General features: G+C 38.0%; 25 protein-coding genes. 15 read left to right on the plus strand and 10 right to left on the minus strand.

The features are described from left to right. Positions 1-53 precede the first annotated feature (53 nt). Positions 54-722 (minus strand): gluconate 2-dehydrogenase subunit 3 family protein, encoded by a 669-nt coding sequence (locus DHD80_RS11110; RefSeq protein ID WP_251741248.1) that lies wholly within the window; start codon positions 720-722, stop codon positions 54-56. A gap of 12 nt (positions 723-734) precedes the next feature. Next, positions 735-2438, minus strand: coding sequence for a GMC family oxidoreductase (locus DHD80_RS11115; protein WP_251741249.1), 1704 nt, complete (start codon positions 2436-2438; stop codon positions 735-737). A 143-nt stretch (positions 2439-2581) separates the two neighbouring features. Between DHD80_RS11115 and DHD80_RS11120 the strand changes: the two genes are divergently transcribed. The 9 genes from DHD80_RS11120 (at position 2582) to DHD80_RS11160 (ending at position 11546) form a co-directional block, all read left to right on the plus strand. Further along, complete coding sequence (locus tag DHD80_RS11120) at positions 2582-3586, plus strand: sugar phosphate isomerase/epimerase family protein (protein ID WP_251741250.1); 1005 nt, start codon at positions 2582-2584, stop codon at positions 3584-3586. Positions 3587-3598: 12 nt separating this feature from the next. Continuing rightward, positions 3599-4837 carry an MFS transporter gene (locus DHD80_RS11125; RefSeq protein ID WP_251741251.1) on the plus strand — a complete coding sequence of 413 codons (1239 nt, stop codon included), beginning with the start codon at positions 3599-3601 and terminating at the stop codon, positions 4835-4837. A gap of 136 nt (positions 4838-4973) precedes the next feature. Beyond that, positions 4974-6110, plus strand: coding sequence for a Gfo/Idh/MocA family oxidoreductase (locus DHD80_RS11130; RefSeq protein WP_251741252.1), 1137 nt, complete (start codon positions 4974-4976; stop codon positions 6108-6110). Positions 6111-6122: 12 nt separating this feature from the next. Continuing rightward, a complete protein-coding gene (locus DHD80_RS11135) occupies positions 6123-7187 on the plus strand; it encodes a sugar phosphate isomerase/epimerase family protein (RefSeq protein ID WP_251741253.1) in 1065 nt (354 codons plus the stop codon). A 105-nt stretch (positions 7188-7292) separates the two neighbouring features. Further along, positions 7293-8054: a DUF1080 domain-containing protein gene (locus DHD80_RS11140; RefSeq protein WP_251741254.1), complete on the plus strand. Its 762-nt coding sequence runs from the start codon at positions 7293-7295 to the stop codon at positions 8052-8054. A 128-nt stretch (positions 8055-8182) separates the two neighbouring features. Beyond that, positions 8183-9394, plus strand: coding sequence for a bifunctional alpha/beta hydrolase/OsmC family protein (locus tag DHD80_RS11145; protein ID WP_251741255.1), 1212 nt, complete (start codon positions 8183-8185; stop codon positions 9392-9394). A 99-nt stretch (positions 9395-9493) separates the two neighbouring features. Continuing rightward, the gene (locus DHD80_RS11150) at positions 9494-10102 is read left to right on the plus strand and encodes a superoxide dismutase family protein (RefSeq protein WP_251741256.1); all 609 of its coding nucleotides are present in this window, start codon (positions 9494-9496) and stop codon (positions 10100-10102) included. A 95-nt stretch (positions 10103-10197) separates the two neighbouring features. Continuing rightward, positions 10198-10731: a sigma-70 family RNA polymerase sigma factor gene (locus DHD80_RS11155; RefSeq protein WP_251741257.1), complete on the plus strand. Its 534-nt coding sequence runs from the start codon at positions 10198-10200 to the stop codon at positions 10729-10731. Further along, positions 10731-11546, plus strand: coding sequence for an anti-sigma factor (locus DHD80_RS11160; RefSeq protein ID WP_251741258.1), 816 nt, complete (start codon positions 10731-10733; stop codon positions 11544-11546). The genes DHD80_RS11155 and DHD80_RS11160 overlap by 1 nt, the downstream gene beginning before the upstream one ends. Before the next feature lie 297 nt (positions 11547-11843). On the opposite strand, the gene DHD80_RS11165 is transcribed toward DHD80_RS11160, so the two are convergent. The 4 genes from DHD80_RS11165 to DHD80_RS11180 are packed head-to-tail and all read right to left on the minus strand — an operon-like array spanning position 11844 to position 14411. Further along, positions 11844-12599 (minus strand): LytTR family DNA-binding domain-containing protein, encoded by a 756-nt coding sequence (locus tag DHD80_RS11165; protein WP_251741259.1) that lies wholly within the window; start codon positions 12597-12599, stop codon positions 11844-11846. Between the two features lie 3 nt (positions 12600-12602). Next, positions 12603-12896, minus strand: coding sequence for a 2TM domain-containing protein (locus DHD80_RS11170; RefSeq protein ID WP_251741260.1), 294 nt, complete (start codon positions 12894-12896; stop codon positions 12603-12605). Between the two features lies 1 nt (position 12897). Beyond that, a complete protein-coding gene (locus DHD80_RS11175) occupies positions 12898-14262 on the minus strand; it encodes a histidine kinase (RefSeq protein ID WP_251741261.1) in 1365 nt (454 codons plus the stop codon). Next, complete coding sequence (locus tag DHD80_RS11180) at positions 14259-14411, minus strand: hypothetical protein (protein ID WP_251741262.1); 153 nt, start codon at positions 14409-14411, stop codon at positions 14259-14261. Before DHD80_RS11180 ends, DHD80_RS11175 begins: the two co-directional genes overlap by 4 nt. Positions 14412-14602: 191 nt before the next feature. Between DHD80_RS11180 and DHD80_RS11185 the strand changes: the two genes are divergently transcribed. Beyond that, complete coding sequence (locus DHD80_RS11185) at positions 14603-15037, plus strand: hemerythrin domain-containing protein (protein WP_251741263.1); 435 nt, start codon at positions 14603-14605, stop codon at positions 15035-15037. Between the two features lie 114 nt (positions 15038-15151). Here DHD80_RS11185 and DHD80_RS11190 read toward each other — a convergent pair whose 3' ends face one another. Next, positions 15152-16459 (minus strand): NAD(P)/FAD-dependent oxidoreductase, encoded by a 1308-nt coding sequence (locus tag DHD80_RS11190; RefSeq protein WP_251741264.1) that lies wholly within the window; start codon positions 16457-16459, stop codon positions 15152-15154. Between the two features lie 125 nt (positions 16460-16584). On the opposite strand from DHD80_RS11190, the gene DHD80_RS11195 reads away from it, so the two are divergent. Both DHD80_RS11195 and DHD80_RS11200 read left to right on the plus strand, forming a co-directional pair. Then, positions 16585-17079: a sigma-70 family RNA polymerase sigma factor gene (locus DHD80_RS11195; RefSeq protein WP_251741265.1), complete on the plus strand. Its 495-nt coding sequence runs from the start codon at positions 16585-16587 to the stop codon at positions 17077-17079. Positions 17080-17084: 5 nt separating this feature from the next. After that, positions 17085-17726, plus strand: a complete 642-nt coding sequence (locus DHD80_RS11200) for a hypothetical protein (protein ID WP_251741266.1) — start codon at positions 17085-17087, stop codon at positions 17724-17726. On the opposite strand, the gene DHD80_RS11205 is transcribed toward DHD80_RS11200, so the two are convergent. Both DHD80_RS11205 and DHD80_RS11210 read right to left on the minus strand, forming a co-directional pair. Continuing rightward, a complete protein-coding gene (locus DHD80_RS11205; RefSeq protein ID WP_251741267.1) occupies positions 17723-18553 on the minus strand; it encodes a lysophospholipid acyltransferase family protein in 831 nt (276 codons plus the stop codon). The genes DHD80_RS11200 and DHD80_RS11205 overlap by 4 nt on opposite strands. A 59-nt stretch (positions 18554-18612) precedes the next feature. Continuing rightward, positions 18613-19251, minus strand: coding sequence for a CoA pyrophosphatase (locus tag DHD80_RS11210; RefSeq protein ID WP_251741268.1), 639 nt, complete (start codon positions 19249-19251; stop codon positions 18613-18615). Between DHD80_RS11210 and DHD80_RS11215 the strand changes: the two genes are divergently transcribed. Further along, on the plus strand, positions 19250-20026 hold the full coding sequence (locus DHD80_RS11215) for a peptidylprolyl isomerase (RefSeq protein ID WP_251741269.1): 777 nt from the start codon (positions 19250-19252) through the stop codon (positions 20024-20026). The genes DHD80_RS11210 and DHD80_RS11215 overlap by 2 nt on opposite strands. 314 nt (positions 20027-20340) lie before the next feature. Here DHD80_RS11215 and DHD80_RS11220 read toward each other — a convergent pair whose 3' ends face one another. Further along, positions 20341-21054, minus strand: coding sequence for an RDD family protein (locus tag DHD80_RS11220; RefSeq protein ID WP_251741270.1), 714 nt, complete (start codon positions 21052-21054; stop codon positions 20341-20343). A gap of 35 nt (positions 21055-21089) precedes the next feature. Here DHD80_RS11220 and DHD80_RS11225 point away from each other — a divergent pair, with 35 nt between their 5' ends. Then, complete coding sequence (locus DHD80_RS11225) at positions 21090-22061, plus strand: stage II sporulation protein M (protein WP_251741271.1); 972 nt, start codon at positions 21090-21092, stop codon at positions 22059-22061. Further along, positions 22042-22899, plus strand: coding sequence for a hypothetical protein (locus tag DHD80_RS11230; RefSeq protein WP_251741272.1), 858 nt, complete (start codon positions 22042-22044; stop codon positions 22897-22899). Before DHD80_RS11225 ends, DHD80_RS11230 begins: the two co-directional genes overlap by 20 nt.

The following is a 22899-nucleotide window of genomic DNA, read 5'->3' on the forward strand; positions in this document are numbered from 1 at the left end:
TTCTTTCGTTTTAGCACAATTATTATGCATTTGCGATACGAGACGTCTAAAACCTATAAAGACATCGCCTTACCACCACCAAGTTCACTTACGGGCCCACATGGTATATATTGACCTGGAATGGGATCATACCAAAGAACATTTTCACCAACCTCCTCACTGTTTTTCCATGCCCAAATGGCCATACCGCGAACTGAAGTTAGATAGTTATATGCCCCCTCATCTTTTCCCATAGTGGGACTAGTAGTATTTTCGACCTCTCCTTCTTCTTTTTGCTCCTGTGCATCCTGAGTTTCAGTATTGCGTTTCATGAAGGCTTCACGTTCTGCAGGTGTAGCTTTTAAATACTTCTTAATGATAGTATCAAAATCTTCGTCGGAACCTTCCTCATGGACTTTATCGAAATCACGATTAAAAGATTCAGCAAATCTTTCTGATGCTTCTTCAAAACGATTTCGGTTATCCTCATCGGCCACCTCATTCATATAACTATCAATGAATTGGGCAATATTAAGATCTGAAGCTCCCGGAGTATCTGTCTTGGGAATGATAACATTCAGCACACGTTTCAAAGCAAATCCATGGGATGCACTTAAAAAAGTGGGTTTCCAGTCATATTCCGGTTCGTTCTTACAACTTTGTAATAAACTTAAAGCAGAAGGTCCCATCACCAAAATTCCAGCACCTAATCCTATATTCTTTAATGCTTGTCTTCTTTTCATTATTCTAAAATTTTAAGCGTTGGATTTTTTGAAATTTTTCGATGCATGATCTGCAGCTCTAGCAGTAAGGGCCATATAGGTCAAGGATGGATTTTGGCATCCAGCAGAGGTCATGGCAGCCCCATCGGTCACATAAACATTGGTACATTCATGTACCTGATTATTACCATTTAAGATAGAAGTTTTAGGATCCCTTCCCATTCTGGCCATACCCATTTCGTGGATTCCCAAACCAGGTGCTCCTATATCATCATATCCATGAACATTCTTGAAGCCGCCTTTCTCAAGCATATCTACCGCTTGAGAAACCATATCTTTTCGCATTTTCAATTCATTCTCTTTGAATTCTGCATCAAAAGTTACGGTTGGTAAGCCCCATTCATCAGTCTTGTCATAATCAAGGGTCATTTTATTCTCATGATAAGGCAAAGTTTCACCAAAGCCCATGAGTCCCATATTCCAGCCACCTGGAGCACTAATTGCTTTTTTAAGATCTTCGCCATAAGCAGCTTCAGCAATATCGGCTGACCAGTCTCCACGACTTGCGCCTCCCTGATATCCATAACCTCTAAGGAAATCAACGTCTTTGTCATTTCCATTTAAGTTCCTGAACCTGGGAAGATAAATTCCGTTAGGCTTACGCCCCTTATAATACATATCTTCAAAACCGTCATAACTTCCGGATGCTCCTGCTTTAAAGTGGTGGTCCATTACATTATGACCTAATTCACCACTGCCATTTCCAAGTCCTTCAGGAAAACGATCAGATTTTGATTGCATCAGAATACTGGTAGAAGCCACGGCAGATGCGCATAAGAAAATGACATTAGCCGTAAATTCCATCGTTTCTTTAGTTTCAGTATCAATAACTTTAACACCCGTGGCCTGTTTTGTGTCTGGATCATACATTACCTCACTTACCACTGAATTTGGCCTTAAGGTCATATTCCCAGTTCTCTCTGCAGCAGGTAAAGTTGAAGCATTACTACTAAAGTACCCTCCATAAGGACAACCTCTAACGCATCTATTTCTAAACTGGCAATTAGAGCGTCCTTCAAATTTTTTATCGCCGGTAAGATGGGCAACCCTACCACAGGTCATTACCCTTCCATCAAAATTTTCAGCAATGCTTTTTCTAAGGTGATCTTCCACACAGTTAAGTTCCATAGGCGGGAGAAAATTCCCATCAGGTAATTGACTCAAGCCCAGTTTTTCCCCGGAAACCCCTATATACGATTCAACATAATCATACCATGGAGAAACATCTCTATAGCGTATTGGCCAGTCTACGGCAATCCCGTCACGTTGGTTCGCCCCGAAATCCAAATCACTTAAACGGTAACTGTGCCTACCCCACATAATCGATCTTCCCCCAACGTGGTAACCACGCATCCAGTCGAATCGTTTTGTTTCATTATAGGGATGTTTAATGTCATCTACGAACCAGTGTTTACTGGCATCTGAAACGGTATAACCGGTTCTTGCCTGCTTCTCCTGGCGCTTTTTTTCCTCCCGGGTTACCTGTCCTTTAAATTTATAATCCCATGGATCATCATTCATCGTGGGATAATCTTTTACATGTTCCACCATTCGTCCCCTTTCAAGAACCAATGTTTTAAAGCCTTTCTCGGTAAGTTCTTTAGCAGCCCAACCGCCACTTATACCGGTTCCAACAACTATAGCGTCATAATTGTCATTTTGGTAAATGTTACTCACAATAATTATATTTATTAATGAAAAAATCAATTGAAGTCCCTCAAATATATAAATTTATCCTTATTATTTTACATCTTTAAAAAAAAGGCTACATTTAAATTTCATATTTCACTTAATTTATTCTTTTAATTCTAAATTTCACAATGATCAATCAAAAAATTAATTTCACCAGGTGGTCGCTTGTACTGATTTTCCTAGTGTCAACCTCTTTTTTATCCTGTAAAAATGACAAAAAAGACGCCCTCAAAAATTCCCAGACTGAAGTAGATTCCACCAGTCAGGATTCCGTATTTTTTAAATTATCCTTAGCGCAATGGTCTCTTCATCAACCTATTATGAGCGGGAAAATGAACCCTATGGATTTTGCTCAAAAAGCCAGTGAAATGGGCTTTGAAGGGCTGGAATATGTTACAACTTTTTATGGCGAGCGGGTTAAATCTGCCAAAGATCCGGCAGCAGAGATGAAAATTGTCCTGGATTCTATAAAATTAATGAGTGATAAATACGGAATGCGCAATGTTTTGTTGATGGTTGATGGTGAAGGGGATCTTGCTGCAAATGATAGCGGGGCCAGAAACCAGGCCGTAGAAAATCATAAGAAATGGGTAGATGCTGCACAATTTTTAGGATGTCATTCTATTAGGGTGAATCTCTTCGGAAGCGAAGATCCAACCGAATGGAAAAATAATTCAGCAGATGCTCTATCAAAACTTTCAGGATATGCTGCTGAAAAGAATATAAATGTAATCGTAGAAAACCATGGCTATCTGTCTTCTAATATTGATCTTTTAGTAGAGGTGATGAAGCAGGTTGGAAAAGATAATTGTGGTACATTGCCAGATTTTGGCAATTTTTGTCTAAAAAGGGAAAATGGAGAGCGATGGGAAGCTGCATGTATCGAAGAATACCCTCGATATGAAGGAATCGAAAAAATGATGCCTTATGCAAAAGCAGTAAGTGCTAAATCCTATGATTTTGATGAATCTGGCGAGGAAACCATTATGAGTTATGAGAAAATCCTCAAAATTGTAAAGGATGCAGGATATACCGGATTTATTGGTGTTGAATATGAAGGAAGCAGGCTTTCTCCGGAAGAAGGTATTAATGCAACAAAAGAATTGTTATTAACTTCAGCCGAAAAATTATAAAGCCTACTCAACATGACAAAATTTATACGTTTTCAACTCTCCTTAATGATGTTCCTGGAATTCTTCATTTGGGGAGGATGGTTTGTAACCCTGGGAACTTTTCTCGACTATAACCTTGAGGCCACCGGGGCACAAACTGCAACAGCATTTTCAACCCAATCCTGGGGCGCCATTATTGCTCCTTTTATTGTTGGTTTAATCGCTGATAGATTTTTTAATGCGGAAAAAATTCTTGGTATTTTACATTTGGTAGGAGCTGTATTGATGTATATGATGTACCTAAGTACAGATTTCGCTGAATTTTATCCGTTGGTATTAGGATATATGATTGCATACATGCCTACACTTGCGCTGGTAAATTCTGTAAGTTTTAATCAAATGGTAGATCCTGCCAAAGAATTTAGTTTTATCAGGGTTTTTGGAACTATTGGATGGATCGTGGCAGGGCTGGTCATCAGCTATGTGTTTTTCTGGGATTCCCCGGGAGGAAGACAAGAGGGGATGCTTGCCAACACTTTTTTAATGGTCGCTATCGCTTCAGCATTTTTAGGCTTATTCAGTTTTACCTTACCTAAAACTCCGCCAACGGTAGATCGATCTAAAAAAGTGAGTATTGTAGAAACGCTTGGTCTCGACGCACTTAGTTTGTTAAAAGACAGGAATTTCTTAATGTTTTTCCTTGCTTCAGTTTTAATCTGTATTCCTTTAGCATTCTATTACCAGTACACTAATTTATTTTTATCTGAAATAGGAACGGAAAACCCAACGGGATTAATGACCATTGGTCAGGTTTCAGAAGTTTTGTTTATGCTGCTCCTCCCCTTTTTCTTTAAAAGATTTGGATTTAAAATTACCATTATCGCGGGGATGCTTGCCTGGACGGTGCGTTATTTGTTGTTCGCTTATGGGGATACCGGTGACCTTATTTTTATGCTGATCATTGGTATCGCCCTACACGGGATTTGCTATGACTTCTTCTTTGTTTCCGGACAAATTTATACAAACTTTAAAGCAGGAAATAGATTCAAAAGTTCTGCCCAGGGCTTAATCACCCTGGCAACTTATGGAGTGGGAATGCTGGTTGGTTTTTACATCGCGGGCTTAATTGCAGATGCTAACATACTTCCAGATAATTTACACGATTGGGAGTCTATCTGGATTTTTCCGGCAGCCTTTGCCCTTGGGGTCATGTTACTGTTTGCTATTTTCTTCAAGAATGAAGAAATTGATAATAAAAATATTGAAATTTAAATGCAAAATTTAGCTGAATTTTGCATAACCCCTTACCCGGAACTGCAAATAAAGAGTTCCGGTCTTTCCCGATTGGGGAGGTATAAAAAGGGAAAACCGAAGCAAAAGCATCGGAAAATTATTTAATTTGTAATTTATGAGTAAAATAAGACTAGGTATACTTGGTGGCGGAGCCGATTCTCTAATTGGTATCCTTCATCGGGTGGCAGCCAACATGTTCGATCATTATGAAATTACTGGTGGGGCATTTGATATAGATTTTGAAAAAAGTAAAAATTTTGGTGAAAAATTAGGCCTTGACCAGGATCGTATTTATAAAGATATCGATGCGATGATTGAAGCTGAATCTAATCTTCCTAAAGACAAAAGGATTCAGGTTGTTTCGGTGTTGACCCCAAATTTTTTGCATTTTCCCATGGCCAAACAACTTCTGGAAAATGGATTCCATGTAATTTGTGAAAAACCACTCACTACGACCTATGAGGAGGCTAAAATTCTGAAAGCTATTCGTGAAAAAACCGGAAGTATCTTTGCCGTGACTTATACCTATACGGGTTATCCCATGGTTAGGCAAATGAAAAAGATGATTGCTGAAGGTGTAATTGGGAAAATTCACAAGGTAGATATTCAATATTATCAGGGATGGATAAACTCCCTGATTCACGATAAAGAAAAGCGTTCCAATACGTGGAGACTTGATCCTGAAAAATCGGGAATCAGTTGTTGTATTGGGGACATTGGAACCCATGCGTTTAACATGGCCGAGTTTTTAACCGGTACGAGAATCGATAAAGTCCTTGCTGACCTTAATTATTTATATGAGGATAACCCAATGGATATTGATGGAACTGTATTGGTAAGATATTCAGACAATGCTAAAGGGGTAATTAGAGCCAGCCAGATTGCCACGGGAGAAGAAAATAATTTTTGCGTGAAGATTTACGGTGATAAAGGTGGGCTGAAATGGGAACAGGAAAACCCGAATTATCTCTATCATTTAACTGAAGATAAACCCTTACAGACTTTAAAACCCGGCCATGCCTATAACAGTGATTTTTCATTGGAAGGCACAAAGTTACCTCCGGGACATCCTGAAGGTATTTTTGATTCGATGGGTAACATTTATCTTGGAATTGCCAATGCCATTAAAAACCATACAAAATTTGAAGGCGCATATCCAGACCTTGAAGAAGGAGTACGTGGAATGATGTTTATTGAAAAAACTGTAGATTCTCATAAAAAAGGGAATGTATGGGTAAATTTGAATGATTAAAGATTTAATAAAATGAAGACGATTAAAGGACCTGCGGTTTTTCTTGCGCAGTTCATGGATGATAAAGAACCTTTTAATTCACTGGATGGATTATGTAAATGGGCAGCAGACCTTGGTTATAAGGGTATTCAAATACCCACCTGGGAAACCAGGCTTATAGACCTGCAAAAAGCTGCAGAAAGTAAAACTTATTGTGATGAGCTGAAGGGAAAGGTAAATGACCACGGCCTCGAAATTACCGAATTATGTACCCATCTCCAGGGACAATTGGTTGCGGTGCATCCTGCTTATGATATCATGTTCGATAATTTTGCGCCAGACGCGTATAAAAATAATCCGAAGGAAAGGACCAAATGGGCTGTAGAACAGTTAAAATATGCGGCGAAAGCGAGTAAAAATTTAGGCTTAAATGTTCATGGTACATTCAGTGGTGCATTGCTTTGGCACACTGCCCATCCCTGGCCACAACGTCCTGAAGGCCTTGTTGAACTGGGGTTTGAAGAACTTGCCAAGAAATGGATGCCCATCCTTAATGAGTTTGATGAAAATGGTGTGGATGTTTGTTATGAAATCCATCCCGGTGAAGATTTACACGATGGGGTTACTTTTGAAAGGTTTTTGGAAGCCACGCACAATCACAAACGGGTAAATATACTTTACGATCCAAGTCATTTTATTCTACAGCAACTGGATTATATAGAATATATAGATCATTACCATGATTATATTAAAATGTTCCATGTAAAAGATGCTGAATTTAATCCTACGGGCAAGAAAGGAAGTTTTGGAGGTTACCTGGACTGGAGGGATCGTGCAGGAAGATATCGCCATCCTGGTGACGGGCAGGTAGATTTTAAAACAGTATTTTCTAAATTAACTGAATATGGATGCGACGTCTGGGCGGTATTAGAGTGGGAATGCTGTATTAAATCTCCGGCACAGGGAGCTAGAGAAGGCGCGCCATTCATCAAAAGTAATATTATCGAAGCGACCGAGAAACGTTTTGATGATTTTGCCGGGTCTGAAGTTGATACGGAAAAACTTAAACGAATCTTAGGATTAAATCAATCGAAGTAAGTGATGAAATGAGCATGGTGGAAATCCGTTACAAACACTAATTAAAATATGCGAATTGCTCCCGATAATTATCGGGAGACCATTAAAAAACAATAAAACTTACATATGAAAAGGACAATTTTAGCACTTGGTTGTGCAACATTAATTTTTGCATCCTGTAAAAATGAAACTAAAAAAACAGATGATTCAGAAATGGATAATACTGAAGAAATGACAAATGCTGAAGATATGGATCAGGCAGGCGAATGGCAGGTGCTTTTTGACGGCAAAAATATGGACGAGTGGAAAGCATTTAATAGCGATACAGTTTCCTCACAGTGGAAAATAGAAGGCGATGCGCTTGCTTTTACTCCTGCTGAAGGGGATAGAGCTGGCTCTGAAAATTTAATCACCAAAGAATCTTTTGGCGATTTTGAACTGGAGATGGAATGGAAAATTTCTGAAGGTGGAAACAGCGGGATTATGTGGGGAGTCCAGGAAGGAGATCAATATTCTGAGCCTTATTTGACCGGCCCGGAAATTCAGGTATTGGATAACGAAAGGCATCCCGATGCTAAGAATGGCCCTAATAGAACTGCAGGCGCACTCTATGACATGGTACCTCCAAGTGAAGATGTGACCAAACCTGCGGGTGAATGGAATAAAGTAGTGATCAGGATAGATCATGAAAACAACATAGGGTCAGTTACTCAAAATGGGACTGAAATTGTAACATTTGAAGTAAATGGTGAAGGTTGGGATAAAATGGTGGCCAATTCCAAATTTAAAGACTGGGAAGATTTTGGCGCTAGTAAGACCGGCCATATTGCCCTTCAGGATCACGGAAACAAAGTTTGGTTCAGAAATATTCGTATTAAAGAACTTTAGATAAAAGTAAGCGTAAGGAAACTGCCCTAACCGGCTTTTTCAGAAGAAATTCTTTTGAATAGAAACTGGTTAAGGCAGTTTTTTATTGAATAATGTCCTATCTTTTTCACAATAGACCCAAAAAAATTATGAAAAAAATAAAAGTTAGTTTTAAAAATGCCGAAGGTTATCTCCTAAAAGGCATCCTGGAATTGCCCACCAATGAAAAACCGAAACAATTTGCTCTTTTTGCCCATTGTTTTACCTGCAACAAGAATTTTCATGCCCCTACCAATATCTCTTCTGCCCTATCTAATGCCGGTTATGGCGTTTTAAGATTTGATTTTACTGGACTCGGGGATAGCGAGGGGGATTTTACAGATTCTAACTTTTCAGGAAATGTAACCGACCTGGTTTCGGCAGCGCAGTTTCTGGAAAAAGAATATCAGGCGCCTCAATTGATTATTGGACATTCCCTGGGAGGCGCGGCAATTTTATTTGCTGTGCGCAAAATACCTTCAATCCTGGCAATGGCCACCATTAATGCTCCTTCAACCTTAACCCATCTTAAAAAACATTTTCTGGGAAGTCTGGACGAAATCAAAAAAAGCGGTAAAGCCCAGGTAAATATTGGAGGAAGGCCATTTCAAATTAAAAAACAATTTATTGATGATCTCGAAAAGAATGAAGATGGAAGTGCCTTTGAGAATTTGAAAATTCCTTTGCTCATCATGCATTCACCCCAGGACAAAATTGTTTCAGTAGATCATGCTGAAGCATTATATAGAAGTGCCTGGCATCCAAAAAGTTTCGTTTCCCTTGATCATGCCGATCATTTACTCTCCAAAGACCAGGATTCTCTTTACGCCGGAAATCTAATAGCAACCTGGGCTTCAAAATATATAAAAACGGAAAATATTGCCATACCTGAAATGGACCACCAGGTCATGGCCAATCTCGGTTCTGAAGGTTTTACCACACAATTACAGGCCGGTGATCATTTTTTTATTGCCGATGAACCTTTGAGTTTTGGTGGTAAAGATCTGGGGCCTAACCCGTATCAATTCGTTTCAGGAGGTTTGGCCGCCTGTACCTCTATGACTATTCAAATGTATGCCCGACGAAAAAACTGGCTGGTAGATAATGTGGAAACTCATGTTAGTTATTCCAAAAAATATGCGGAAGATTGTGAGAATTGTGAAGATTCAAAAGCCAAAATCGATGTTTTTGAAAGGGAAATCATTCTTAAAGGGGATTTAGATGATAAACAAAAAAAACGATTACTCGAAATTGCAGATAAATGCCCGGTACATAAAACGCTGGCCACCTCATCAAATATTAAAACCACAATAAAAGAATAACTCCCTGGCTGCCTTTGTTAAGCTATACTTAAATCTTTGGTTACTCTTTTTTATACTATTAATTTAGATTAAAATCATATTTAAAACCAATCTTAGATTATGAAACGAATTAGCTTATCAATTATTCTTTGTGCAGCATTAATTACTACCAGCTGTAAAAATGATAAAAAGGACGATGAAATGGACGATGATGCTGTCACAGAAACCGAAATGGGGACTGATATGGAAAATCAGGACAGCGCTAAGAACATGAAAGACAAAAAAGTTACCGTAACACTTCAACCCAAAAGCGGTTCTAAGTTAAGTGGAAATGTCGCTTTCTACCAGGAAGGTGATAAAGTTAGAATGGAAGCGATCATCTCAGGACTTGCTGAAGGTGAACATGCAATCCATATTCACCAGAGTGCAGATTGTTCAGCTGAAGATGGATCTTCAGCCGGTGGACATTGGAATCCAACAGATGCTACGCATGGAAAATGGGGAAGTTCAGATGGTTTCCATAAAGGAGACATTGGGAATTTTAAAGTTGATGCAAATGGAAACGGAACAGTTAAATTAACTACTGATGAATGGTGTATTGGTTGTGGGGATTCCAAAAAAGATATCCTTGGTAAAGCCATTATTGTACATGATGGTGTAGACGATTTTACGTCCCAACCTTCCGGTAATGCTGGAAATCGTGTAGGATGCGGAACGATCTCTATGTAATTAAAAATTAATGATTTATTAAAAAAGCGACTTAACAGTCGCTTTTTGTTTTTCTTTATTATCTTTAGTCCTCAACCAATTTATATTCCTTATTTATGCAGCAGGATGGTTTAATTCTTGAGCTCCAAAATGGCAATCAAAAAGCCTTCGAAAGAATTTACGAACTTTATTCAGAAAGTGTTTTCGGTATTATTTATAGTATAGTGAATGACCAAAAGATTGCAGAAGAGATTTTGCAGGATGTTTTTATGAAAATTTGGGAGAATGCTTCCTCTTACAATTCCAGCAAGGGAAGATTCTTTACCTGGATCCTAAACATCGCCAGAAATGCTTCTATAGATCAGCTAAGGTCAAAAGGTCACAAGAACCGCCAGAAAAACCTGAAAGCGGAAAATTTCGTAGATATTTTGGAGAGTAGCTCAAATTTCTCTTCAAAAACAGACGCTATTGGAATTCAGAAATATATAGACATTCTTAAGCCTGTTTGTAAAAAATTAATCGATCTGTTATTCTTTAAAGGTTATACCCAAAAAGAAACAGCCGAGGAATTAAAAATGCCTCTAGGAACGGTTAAAACCAGGAACAGGGCTTGTATTAACCAACTCAGGGGAATTTTAGTCGAGAAATAATGGATATAAACGAATACATCGAATCTGGAATTCTAGAATTATATGTTTACGGCGCCCTAACCGAAGCGGAAAGCCTTGAAGTAAGTACTGCCTTAAAAAAACATCCGGAAATCTTAAAAGAAGTCGAAGAAATTGAATATGCGCTAAGAAGGTTATCTTCTTCTATTGCGCCTTATAATCCTGAAGCTTTACTGGCGGCGATTACGGCAAAACTTACCGCGAAAAATGCCAAAATAAGAACATTAGACACCTCCACTACAAAATCACGTCGAACCAATTGGGTTGCCTGGATTGGCTGGGCGGCATGCTTATTATTTATTGTGGGATTATTCTTTATGATTGGGGATAACAACAATTTAAGGGAACAATTAACCAAAGAAAAGGCGAAAAATGCCAAATTTGAACAGCAAATTGCAGATGCACGGGACGACAAGGAAAATGCTGAAGAATTACTCGCAGTCATCAGGGACAAGAATGTTTCTAAAATTCCTCTAGGAGGTCAAACAGTTGCGCCTGATGCTTTTGCCACAGTTTATTGGAATAAAAAGGAAAATAGAGCTTATGTAGATGCCAAAGACCTACCGGAACCCCCCCGTGGAAAAGTTTACCAGGTCTGGTCTTTAAAATTAGATCCTCTCACTCCAACAAGTATTGGTTTGCTCGCCGATTTTGTTGATGATGAAAATAAGATATTCGAGTTAAGCAATGCAAATGAATCTGAAGCATTTGGAATTACCTTAGAGCCTGAAGGTGGTAGTAAAGCTCCCACAATGGAACAACTTTATGTGTTGGGTCAGGTTACCGCGACACCATAAACCATTTACAATTTTATAATAAAGAAAAGCCCCGAGTTATCGGGGCTTTTTTGTAAATGCTTAGAAAGTTCGCCAGGGGGGCTATGCTTCCTAAGCATTTAACCAACCAAAAAAATCAAAAAATCAAAAACTCAAATTTCTAATCTTGTCAATTCGAAATTTAACAATACTAAGCGTATTTCTATCAAGATATACGAGTATACGTTTTAGCCGGTTTTAAATTGTTTGATTTTAACACTAAGAAGCATTCTATGGTTTGCAAGAATGCGAGACTTGCTGGGAGATTAATATTCGATTTTAACCATTAGCCAGCCATTCTTTAAAATCTTTGACTTTTTCACGGCTTACGATCAATTGGAAATCATCAAAATTTCTCAATTTGATTTCTAAACGGGAATTAGTAAAGGAGATAATATCCAGAACATAGGCCAGGTTAATGATAGTTTTTCTATTGATCCGGTAAAATTTCTTAGGATCAAGATCGGGTTCCAGATTTTCCAAAGAAATATCCAGTGGTAGATTTTTTCCTTCATTTGTTCTTATATAAGTGCCTTTATTTTCAGAATAGAAACAACAAATGCAACTGCTTTCTATAAATTTTAAATGTTGGCCCACCTGGGTGGTAAATCGGTTTTTATAAACGGGACTGGAACTCAGTTTGATCAGGCTACGTAATTTACCCAGGTCAATTTCTTCGGAAGAAGTCCGGCGATGTTCAAATTTGGTGATTGCCGCATTGAGTTCCTCTTCATCAATTGGTTTAAGGAGGTAATCAATGCTATTCAGTTTAAATGCTTTCAGGGCATATTCATCATAAGCGGTAGTAAATATGATCGCGCTATCTACCTGAACATGCTCAAAAATTTCAAAAGATATCCCGTCGCTAAGTTGAATGTCAAGAAAAATAAGATCTGGAGCAGGATTGCTTTTTAGCCAACTTATAGATTCTTCAACAGAATGTAAAAGGATTTTTACATCGCGTCCACGCCTATCCAGCATACGCTGTAACCTTCTTGCGGCGGGTTTTTCATCTTCAATAATGATTACTCTCATAATTTACCTCCAGCGTTGGGATTTTTCTTTTTCCATATATTCCTTGATCTTTCGTTCTTCCCAATCACGGTTATAAAAAGGATTTAATTCAAATACCTTAAGCGCATTAAAGATCAAACCTATTCCCCAACTAAAAGTTACCCAGAGGAACCAGGCATATGCCCATTCATTCGTGTAATAGTTTACCGCTGCAAGAAAGAGATTCACTATGGTAAAACTAAAAAAATGACCATAGAATTCTTTTAAAGCCTTTACTTTTTCGCGAGCTTTTTCATAAGATTGCTGGTTATTCTCCATTTTATTGATTTTCTTGATTGTTCATTTTTTTCATTATTTGCCGAATCTTTTTTTCTTCCCACTCCTTTGAAAACAAAGGGTTCCATTCGTAAACAGTCATGGCGTGAAAAAACAGGCCTATTCCCCATCCAAACATGGGAAATAACACCCAGGGGAAATCTACCGTTACATAGTTGACCAATGCCAAAAATGGTATAATTATAATATAAGAAATAAGGTTTCCATGAAATTCCTTTTCTAGACGTACTTGTTTTTTGACCCTTGAATAAATTCTGGATTCTGTATTTTGAAATTCTGCAAAATTATTGTGTTTGCTGGATTCGATAAGCTGGGTAAGCAAAGGCAAGGTTACTTTAAATGATGTATTTGATTTGATAATCTCCACGGTCCTGTCTGTCAAAATCTTGTAACGCTCCGTTATATTCCTCAATCCTACACCACTCCCTTCTTTCAGGTTTTCCTTGACCTGAAGATTATTTTCTATAATCAGTAAATCCTTATCTTCAATTATAGTAATAATAAGTGGCGTTTTCTCTCCTACCCGATTATGCTTAATAGCATTTTCCAGTAATAACTGAAGGGCTAAAGGAGCGACCTTCGCCTCCGGATTATTTATTTGGGTGGGAAGGTTAAAAACCAAACCATCTTCAAACCTCATTTTTAATAGTTCAGCGTAAGTTCTGGCAAATTTTAATTCTTCCTCAAGGCTTACCAGTTCCTTACTTTTTTGTTCCAAAACGTACCGGTAAACCTTGGAAAGATTAGTGGTGAATTTTTGCGCCTTAGAAGGATTTTCTTCTATCAGCGAACTTAGCACATTTAAACTATTAAAAAGAAAATGAGGATCCAGCTGATTTTTTAACGACTCATATTGAGCTGAAGCTGCGCCCGCTATAATCTGGCTTGCTTTTACTTTGTTCTGTTGGCGATGTTTATAAAAATTCACTATATAAAAAATACCGCCGGTAACAATTGTAATTACAAGGGAAACATAGTAAAAGGAAATTTCCTCAGATTGTACAAATTGAGCAAGGTTCCAACCTTCATTCTTATAAGCCCAAAGAAATCGTATTAGAAAGATAGTTGCCAAACTTAAAAAAATGGACAGAGTTATCGTTATACCCAGATTTTTAGGTTTAAAAAACTCTTTTTTAAACCTAAAAGAGAAGTAAATGAACATGAATGCATTTACCAGGTAGATAGACATACTGTAAGAAAGGTTTACCAGGTAACCTTCCCACATTTTTTCATCGAATGATAGATGCGCCCCCTGGACAAAATAGATAACCAAAAAAACAGCAAAAATCGCATTACCAACCAGGAATGCTTTTCCTAATTCCAGAAATAAAATTTTTAAGACCTTCATTTAAAGTTGGTTTTAACAGGTTCCATCTCAAAGCATTCCGTAATTGAAATTACATTAAAATTTTCCTTATCTGAAATTTCAGTGTAATCGAGGCTTTTTCCCAGGATAGATTGCATCAGCATGAGCAACAAAATAAGTATTGCATTCATTATGTTCAATTTTAATACTTCAAAGTTGCGTTAATGTCACTAACCTTAAAATTCTAAATTACCCAACTGTTATATTTTTGGGTTGAATTGAGTTTCTATACAATTTCACTAAAAATCATTGTAAGGCTGCAACAAAATAAGGTGAGTTCAAAGAAAATCGATAACTTTAAGGCCAATCAAACTTTTAAATTATGACCATTTTTGAAGCTTTAAGGCAGGAACACGAAATTCAACGAGAGCTTATCGATAAACTTATTAAAACAGAAGGTAAAACTGAAGAAAGAAAGAAGTTATTCGAACAACTTAAACACGAACTCAAAATTCATGAAGATGCCGAAGAGCGTCATTTTTATATTCCATTAATGGAAAAGGATTCCACGCAGGATAAAGCCCGGCACAGTGTGGCTGAACATCATGAAATGGATGAATTAGTGGAAAAACTGGAAGATGTGGAAATGGATGCTTCGAATTGGTTGAAAATTGCCAAAGATCTCGAGCATCAGTTAATTCATCATTTGGATGAAGAAGAACATGAAGTTTTCCAAATGGCAGGAAAAGCATTAACCGAAAAACAAAAAACCTCGCTGGCATCAGATTATAATAAGATGATTAAAGAGAACAGATAGGATAGTTGGAGTCTGGAAGTTGATTAAAAAATTCTTGAAATGTGTGTCTCAGGTTAATCGAAATTATAAATATCTTTTTTCCAGCTTCCGTCATCCGCAATGCAATATTCAATGTTAAACCTTATCCTTTTCTAAACTCATGGTATCCTCCTGCCCTTTAAAAGGCCGAATAATCAGCCTGGCGGCTTTATCAAAATTGATATAGTTATAGGTCCAGTTAAAAAATGTGATAATTCTGTTCCTAAAACCAATAAGAAACCAAAGGTGCACGAACATCCATACAAACCAGGCAAAAAATCCCGAGAATTTCCATTTTCCAAGATCTACGACCGCACGGTTCCTTCCTACCGTGGCCATAGTGCCTTTATCAAAATAGCTAAAGGCTTCCATTTTTTCTCCTTTTATCAATCGGGGAAGATTTTTACCAAGTTGTTTCCCCTGCTGAATTGCCGGTTGTGCCACCATAGGTAGGCCTTTGGGAAATTTTTCAGTCTTCATCAAGGCTATGTCACCTATGGCAAAAATATTCTTATATCCCAGTACCTGATTAAATTCATTTACATCATATCTATTTGCCTTTTCCACTATGGCAGAGGCATTTAAACCTTTTACAGGAGCCCCGGTAACCCCGGCAGACCATATAAATGTTTCAGCTTTTATTTTAAGATCGGTATTGGTGGTGACCACATGGCCATCATAGTTTTCTACCATAGTATTCAGGTGGATCTTCACACCCAGTTCTTCCAGAAATCTCTTTGCAGCTTTGGAAGCTTTTTCGCTCATGGGGGGCAACACCCGATCCATTCCTTCTAGAAGATGAATATTCATCTCGTCTGGATTAAGATCTGGATAATCCTTAGGGACTATATTATTTTTCAACTCTGCAATAGCGCCACTAAGTTCGACTCCGGTAGGTCCCGCCCCGGCAAGGACAAAATTCAATAAAGCTTTCCTCTTCTCGGGATCATCTGTGATAGTGGCCTGTTCCAGATTTTCCAGGATCAAACTGCGAATATTCAGGGCCTGGGGAACTGTTTTCATCCAAATCCCGTTTTCTTCGATGCTTTTATTTCCGAAGAAATTGGTCTTGGAACCAGTGGCTATAACAAGGTAATCATAAGTGATCTCACCGATATTGGCAGTTATCGTGCTGGTTTCCGCTGAAATATTCTTCACTTCAGCCAGTCTAAAATAACTATTCGCTGAATTACTGGTAATTTTTCTAAGGGGAAATGCAATGGAATCTGGTTCAAGACCAGAAGTACTTACCTGATATAATAAGGGTTGAAAGGTATGGTAGTTATGACGATCCAGTAAAACTAGCTGGATCTTTTCTTTAAGCAGTTTTTTGGCGAGTGCCATGCCGGCAAACCCGCCTCCAATCACCACAACTCTGGGATATTCAGATTTTGGGATATTCATAATTAGCTGGTTTTAATCAAAATTACCATTTATGCTAGGATTACATAGGCGATTAACTATATATTAAAGATTTTTGTAACAAGATTTCTTAATCGCATACTTATAACCAGCCAACCATTAGTTTAGTGAACAAAGAGTTAGAACATCAATTTGTGACCAATCTGGAGAAACACCAGAATATTGCTCATAAAATATGCAGGATTTATACGAATGATCAGGACTCACATAATGACCTGTTTCAGGAGATTACAATTCAGCTCTGGAAAGCCTATCCAAAATTTAGGGGCGACTCTAAATTTAGCACATGGATGTACCGGGTCGCCTTAAATACGGCGATCACCCTGTATCGAAAAAAGAAGAAAAGTATTAGAACGCAGGATTTTGACAGCGTCTTTTTTCGTATTAAAGCAGAAGGTTATGATGATACCATTGAACAGAATTTGAAATTGATGTATGATGCCATCAGGCAGTTGAATGATATTGATAAAGCCCTGATATTTTTATATCTCGAGGATAAGAATTATTCAGAAATTTCAGATACATTGGGAATAAGCGAAGTGAACGCGCGGGTAAAAATGAACAGAATAAAGACCAAACTTAAAAGTATTATAAATCCTTAGTGAATATGGATGATTTAGATCTATTAAAGAAGGATTGGAAGAAGCAGGAAGAAAGCCTGCCTCATCTTACCTACGACCAAATTTATAAAATGCTGTGGAAGCGCAGTTCATCCATTGTAAAATGGATATTTATTATAAGCATCGGCGAATTTTTATTCGGGGTTATCCTGAATATTATCTTCGCCGATAAGGACTACTGGGCAGATATGGAAAAATATCACCTAAAGGAATTTAATATTTGGGTGTATGTGATCAGCTACCTCATCACCTTCTTTTTTATCTTCAGGTTTTATCAGAATTATCGAAAAATTTCAGCTACAGACAATGCTTCAAAACTGATGAAAACTATCCTGAAAACGCGAAAAACAGTGAAGTTGTATATAGGCTATGTTTTGATCTCCAGCGTTGTCGTTTTTATAGTTACCATCTGGATGATCCTGAAAAATCATGCGGAAACTGCCGTTCCTCAGGTTGAAAAAAATATGGCTTTCGATACCACGCAATGGCTTATTTTCTTCGGAATCATGCTCCTTTCGGTTGCTATTTTATTAGGGATCCTCTGGCTTTTTTATCGTTTGCTGTACGGGATTTTACTGAAGCGGCTTAACAAAAACTTTAAAGAATTAAAAAAACTGGAGATGCATTAATAATCGGTTTTACGGTTTTTTTCATCATAACTCCAGCGACGTTGTTCGTTAAGATCTTCCATCGCCAGTATCTCCTCACCTGGGATCACTTTAAGAAAAGAAGGATGCTGTTCGATAGCATATTCCAGCTTATTTACAATATCCTCAATACTGTCATTTTCATAATCAAATTCCAGGGGTTCTTTAATTTGAAAGCTTTGTAGAATCCCTCTTTTCTTAATACGCAATCCTTTTTTATCAAAAGATCTGCGGAAACCATCGATCACAATGGGAATTACCACAGGCCGATGATTTTTAATGATATGCGCAGTTCCTTTCCGAATAGGCTTAAAAGGCTTGGTAGTACCCTGCGGAAAGGTGATCACCCAGCCATCATCTAAAGCTATTTTAATATTTTCAGTATCATTGGGATTTACATCACGTTGTACATCCTGCCCTTTGGCCCTCCAGGTCCTTTCTACTGTTATCGCTCCGGCATAAGCCATGATTCGCGTTAATAAACCGGCCTTCATGGTTTCTTTCGCGGCAACATAATAAATATTCAACTTGGGGTTCCAGATGTAGCCTACGTTTTTGATACTATCTACCCTGCCGCTTAAACTGGCATTGAAAACATGGAACATGGCAGTAACATCTGCAAAATAAGTCTGGTGGTTGGAAACAAATAAAACATTTGTATTCGGCAGATTATTAATGATTTCAGAGCCTTCTATTTGGAGCTCATTAAACCCGCGATATCGGCGATGGGTTAAAACCCCAAAAATACGGATCAGGCATTTTTTTAGATAGAGATAATGGCCAAATGGATTTCGTTTGAATAATCCCATGGATCGGTTTCAGTTAGATTTCAGATTAAACAATTCACTAAGATAGTCATTCCAATTCATCAAATTTTGGCTAGCATTTCACGTATTTCAGCCAGCATCATGGCTGTTGCCCCCCAAACAATTTGTTCATTTAGAAGATATGCGGGCACATCTATATTTTGAGCATACGAGGTATTTAATTTGTGGCTTACCACATTTTTTTCCTGTAAAAAGTCCTCCAGGTCTACTTCCAGGATTTTCTCCACTTCAGTATCCTGTGCGATTAATACTGGTGTTTTCTGAAGAATACCAACGTAAGGCTGTACCCAAAAATTAGATGGGGGGATATACAATCGCGTCATCTTTTTTATAACTTCAATAGCTTCTACCGGGATGCCCACTTCTTCTTGAGTTTCCCTCAGGGCAGTAGCTTCAAGATCCCGATCTCCAGGTTCCACCCTGCCCCCGGGAAAACCAACCTGATTGGAATGCACGCCTTGGTATGTTTTCCGAAGAATCAATACTAAAAAAGTATCTCCGTTAAAATTTGGATAAAAAACTGCCATTACCCCTGCTTCCTGCGGATTAAGCTCCTCCATATTGATATTGGAGAGTTCTTCAAGACGCATTAAAGGAGCGAGTTTTGCCTGTGCTTCTACGCCGGGAAGCGGCATTTTTTTTAACTTTGAAATCTGTTTTAGAAAAATTTCAAATTTCATGTTTAGAAAATTTTACTTCTTAATCCTATTGTCTATTGCCGTTTTTGCAAGTTGTGAAGATAAGCAATCATCTTCAGATAAAAATCATCCCAACTTAAGCACTGAAGAGCTTAAAAAACAGGCGACAGAGGATTCCATCCAGCAATACCGCGATAGTTTATTTAAAGTAAGAAAAGAGCAAATGGCGCAGAAAAATAGAGGTTCTGCACTTGAAAATAATCCTATGTTTCCTATCGCCCAGGAAGAGTTAATACCGTTCCTTACCAAATTTGGCCAGGAGAATCCTGAAAACAGGGTGCGAATTAAAACTTCTTTTGGCAATATTGATGTAGAATTATTTAGGGATACGCCATTACACCGCGCCAATTTTATCATGCTGGTGAAAAATGGCTATTTCAACAATACCTTTTTTCATAGGGTTGCACCGGGATTTGTAATTCAGGGAGGTAATTCAGATAATCAATTAACTGCTTCCATGCGTGGTGATGTGGGCCGTTATCTTATTCCAAGCGAAACAGAGGCCGGGCATAAACATGTTTACGGAGCATTTTCCGCAGCAAAATATGTAGAACAGAATGTGAGCAAGGCTTCTTCACCTTTTGAATTCTTTATAGTGATGGATCCGGAAGGAACTCCACATATCGACAACGAACATACCGTATTTGGAAGAGTGATAAGCGGGATGGATGTTGCTGAAAAGATTTCAGAAGTGAAAACCGGTCAAAGTGAATGGCCCGTGAATAATGTGGAAATTGATATAGAGATTTTGAAATAATTTAGATTAAACCTTCATACTCGGGAATTTACAAATAGTTCAATTCCATTATTTTAATCATTTATGAGCCTCTTTAAACTATCCTTTGAATGCACTAGCATTGACGTGTTTTATTTGGTTAGGTATTAGAGAGACCCTGAAACCAGTTCAGGGTAAAAATGCTGGTTTTTAGAATTGTCATCATGCTGAACTTGTTTCAGCATCTTATAAGATATACTAAAAAATACATTAATTTCCTACGCTAGAAAAATTTTTTCAGGGGTCTCAGGATGACCAAAAGTCATCTTAGCACCTCAAAAAGAGATACAATAAAATTATCGTTGGGTATAATAATTATAATCGTTAATCACCCTTTGCACAAAAACCATGGGCTTTTCTTCAAATTTTACATCCATCAAATCAGAAACTTTTTTAGAGAGTGAAAGAATTACATGATGCTGGCCCGTTCTTCTCGCTTGTAGATAAAGATTCTTGATCGTTTGTATATCCATATCGCTTAGCACCGTTACCTGGGGATATTTAGGTTGGTAATTTTCCGGGATATCCACGGCTAAAGTGTGACTCAGTCCAATGTTCCTTTTTTCAGATATTACTGTGGTACTTGCCGCCAGATCCCCAAGCCGCTGTCCCTTGCCATTCAGCAATATGGTCACTACCGCAACTCCGCCACTGGTTAAACTGATATCCACAAAGCGCAAAAGCCATCTTATCAGGTAGTTTGAAAAGCGGGGCCGTGTCCCATCCAATTTTACCACTCTGGTCTTTAAAGCCGCTTTACCTGGTGTCCTTCCATCCCAAAAAGTTTCCCATAATAAATAATATAAGAAAGGCGGTAATCCCAGGATCAAATAATACATCCACTCCCCTCCTTTATCTAAATTAGTGCCTGCCAGAACCAGTCCGGCGAAGATCATATAACCTACAATAATGACCCCATCTACAATAAATCCCAGGATGCGATCACCTATCCCCGCAACATTCTGTTGAATACTTATATTTTGAGCCGTTTCAATTTGAAAATTATCCATGAAATATGTTTCTTTGAGCTAGAATAAATTTGAACATGCGCGAAGCTGCATTTGTACGGCAAAATAAAGATAAATGGATTAAGTATGAAAATAGCCTGCAAAATGTTGTGATCTCTCCTGAAGAAATTTCAAAAGTCTATGTGGAACTCAGTGATGATTTAAGTTATAGTAAGTCGCATTATGCCCAGAGCAATACGACCACCTATTTAAATGGCATAACTTCCCAGTTTCATCAAAAATTATATCGCTCTAAAAAGGAATCGGGAAACCGGTTTATTAGTTTTTACACAAAAGAGTTTCCACTTCAGTTTTATAAATATCAAAAACAGTTATTGTTAAGCTTTCTTATTTTTGCTCTTTTTTGTTTGGTTGGTGCTTACAGTTCCGCGACAGATTCAGCTTTTGTGCGTTCTATTCTGGGCGACGCTTATGTGAACATGACTTTGGAAAATATTGAAAATGGCGATCCCATGGCTGTTTATAAAGAAATGGTAGAACTGGACATGTTTCTGGGAATCACCATCAATAACATAAAAGTTTCCCTTCTGGCATTTTCACTCGGAATTCTTGCCGGTTTTGGAACTGTTTTCCTGCTGATGCAGAATGCGGTCATGCTGGGAAGTTTTCAATATTTCTTCTATGATAAAGGATTATTCTGGGAGTCTGCCAGAACCATCTGGATTCATGGAACAATTGAAATTTCGGTGATTATTATTGCCGGTTGCGCAGGACTTATTGTGGGAAAAAGCATCTTATTTCCGGGAACCTATTCGCGATTAAAATCATTTACCATGGGCGTAAAAAATGGATTAAAAGTGGTAATTAGCACCATTCCTTTTTTTATCATCGCGGGATTTCTGGAAGGTTTTGTAACCCGTATTACCGAAATGCCAGACTGGCTTGCCATTAGCATAATTTCCTTATCGCTGGCCGCTATTTTAGGCTACTATGTTTTTTATCCACATTATTTGCATCAAAAATCCATAAATGAATCAGGTTCCTATTAAAATTAGAAAACAAAGAGATATTGGTGAGATCATTAGCACCACTTTTAAATTTGTTCGGGAAAACTTTAAAACTTCTTCCCTTATCATGTTAAAGGTTGTGGGGCCCATATTCGTGCTTTTAATAGCCGCGGTGGCCTTTTACTCCTATACCGCTATAGATGTTTCTATATTTACCCAAACTACCGAGAATTCCGGTTTTTTCATTTCGTTAGGATTGCTGTTACTAACTTATATGATCTATGTGGCGGTAATGAGCGGAACGATCTACCATATCGTACAATCGTACGCTAACAATGCGGGTGAGATCATTTCTTCTGAAGTGACTTCCGGGATGAAACAGGATTTTGGAAAATTGATCCTGCTCACCTTTATTTCCTGGATCATGGTATTTATTGGACTTTTCTTTTTAGTGGTGACAGGAATTTATCTTGCTGTGCCCCTTAGCCTGGCTGCAGCGGTTATGGTTTTTGAAAGAAAAGGGGTTTTCGACAGTATTTCTACCGCCTTTAAATTAATAAAAGGGGAATGGTGGATGACCTTTGCCGCGATGCTTTGTATTGGTATTATTATTTATTTAGTGGGCCTGGTATTTCAAATTCCAATTATCATTTACTACATCTTTAAAATATTCACCTCTTTAGACCAGATGAGCGCAGCAGATCCCGGCAGTTTCTTCGGAACCGGCTATGTGATCCTAAGCGTTATTAGTACGGTGATCCAATACATTATTTATGCAATTTTACCCATAGGTTTTTCATTGATATATTTTAACCTGAATGAAATAAAGAACTTCACCGGAACTTACGAAAGCATTGATAATCTGGGCAAAAGAGACTAA

It is taken from the genome of Gramella sp. AN32 (assembly GCF_023718305.1).
Taxonomy (GTDB): domain Bacteria; phylum Bacteroidota; class Bacteroidia; order Flavobacteriales; family Flavobacteriaceae; genus Christiangramia; species Christiangramia antarctica.

What these genes read in the sequence shown, in the direction of transcription:
- DHD80_RS11205 (WP_251741267.1), bottom strand. Translation starts at nt 18,553, where the DNA reads ATGGGATTATTCAAACGAAATCCATTTGGCCATTATCTCTATCTAAAA.
- DHD80_RS11135 (WP_251741253.1), top strand. Translation starts at nt 6,123, where the DNA reads ATGAAGACGATTAAAGGACCTGCGGTTTTTCTTGCGCAGTTCATGGAT.
- DHD80_RS11160 (WP_251741258.1), top strand. Translation starts at nt 10,731, where the DNA reads ATGGATATAAACGAATACATCGAATCTGGAATTCTAGAATTATATGTT.
- DHD80_RS11225 (WP_251741271.1), top strand. Translation starts at nt 21,090, where the DNA reads ATGCGCGAAGCTGCATTTGTACGGCAAAATAAAGATAAATGGATTAAG.
- DHD80_RS11120 (WP_251741250.1), top strand. Translation starts at nt 2,582, where the DNA reads ATGATCAATCAAAAAATTAATTTCACCAGGTGGTCGCTTGTACTGATT.
- DHD80_RS11230 (WP_251741272.1), top strand. Translation starts at nt 22,042, where the DNA reads ATGAATCAGGTTCCTATTAAAATTAGAAAACAAAGAGATATTGGTGAG.
- DHD80_RS11190 (WP_251741264.1), bottom strand. Translation starts at nt 16,459, where the DNA reads ATGAATATCCCAAAATCTGAATATCCCAGAGTTGTGGTGATTGGAGGC.
- DHD80_RS11175 (WP_251741261.1), bottom strand. Translation starts at nt 14,262, where the DNA reads ATGAAGGTCTTAAAAATTTTATTTCTGGAATTAGGAAAAGCATTCCTG.
- DHD80_RS11140 (WP_251741254.1), top strand. Translation starts at nt 7,293, where the DNA reads ATGAAAAGGACAATTTTAGCACTTGGTTGTGCAACATTAATTTTTGCA.
- DHD80_RS11200 (WP_251741266.1), top strand. Translation starts at nt 17,085, where the DNA reads ATGGATGATTTAGATCTATTAAAGAAGGATTGGAAGAAGCAGGAAGAA.
- DHD80_RS11170 (WP_251741260.1), bottom strand. Translation starts at nt 12,896, where the DNA reads ATGGAGAATAACCAGCAATCTTATGAAAAAGCTCGCGAAAAAGTAAAG.
- DHD80_RS11210 (WP_251741268.1), bottom strand. Translation starts at nt 19,251, where the DNA reads ATGAAATTTGAAATTTTTCTAAAACAGATTTCAAAGTTAAAAAAAATG.
- DHD80_RS11185 (WP_251741263.1), top strand. Translation starts at nt 14,603, where the DNA reads ATGACCATTTTTGAAGCTTTAAGGCAGGAACACGAAATTCAACGAGAG.
- DHD80_RS11220 (WP_251741270.1), bottom strand. Translation starts at nt 21,054, where the DNA reads ATGGATAATTTTCAAATTGAAACGGCTCAAAATATAAGTATTCAACAG.
- DHD80_RS11110 (WP_251741248.1), bottom strand. Translation starts at nt 722, where the DNA reads ATGAAAAGAAGACAAGCATTAAAGAATATAGGATTAGGTGCTGGAATT.
- DHD80_RS11165 (WP_251741259.1), bottom strand. Translation starts at nt 12,599, where the DNA reads ATGAGAGTAATCATTATTGAAGATGAAAAACCCGCCGCAAGAAGGTTA.
- DHD80_RS11145 (WP_251741255.1), top strand. Translation starts at nt 8,183, where the DNA reads ATGAAAAAAATAAAAGTTAGTTTTAAAAATGCCGAAGGTTATCTCCTA.
- DHD80_RS11125 (WP_251741251.1), top strand. Translation starts at nt 3,599, where the DNA reads ATGACAAAATTTATACGTTTTCAACTCTCCTTAATGATGTTCCTGGAA.
- DHD80_RS11155 (WP_251741257.1), top strand. Translation starts at nt 10,198, where the DNA reads ATGCAGCAGGATGGTTTAATTCTTGAGCTCCAAAATGGCAATCAAAAA.
- DHD80_RS11180 (WP_251741262.1), bottom strand. Translation starts at nt 14,411, where the DNA reads ATGAATGCAATACTTATTTTGTTGCTCATGCTGATGCAATCTATCCTG.
- DHD80_RS11215 (WP_251741269.1), top strand. Translation starts at nt 19,250, where the DNA reads ATGTTTAGAAAATTTTACTTCTTAATCCTATTGTCTATTGCCGTTTTT.
- DHD80_RS11130 (WP_251741252.1), top strand. Translation starts at nt 4,974, where the DNA reads ATGAGTAAAATAAGACTAGGTATACTTGGTGGCGGAGCCGATTCTCTA.
- DHD80_RS11150 (WP_251741256.1), top strand. Translation starts at nt 9,494, where the DNA reads ATGAAACGAATTAGCTTATCAATTATTCTTTGTGCAGCATTAATTACT.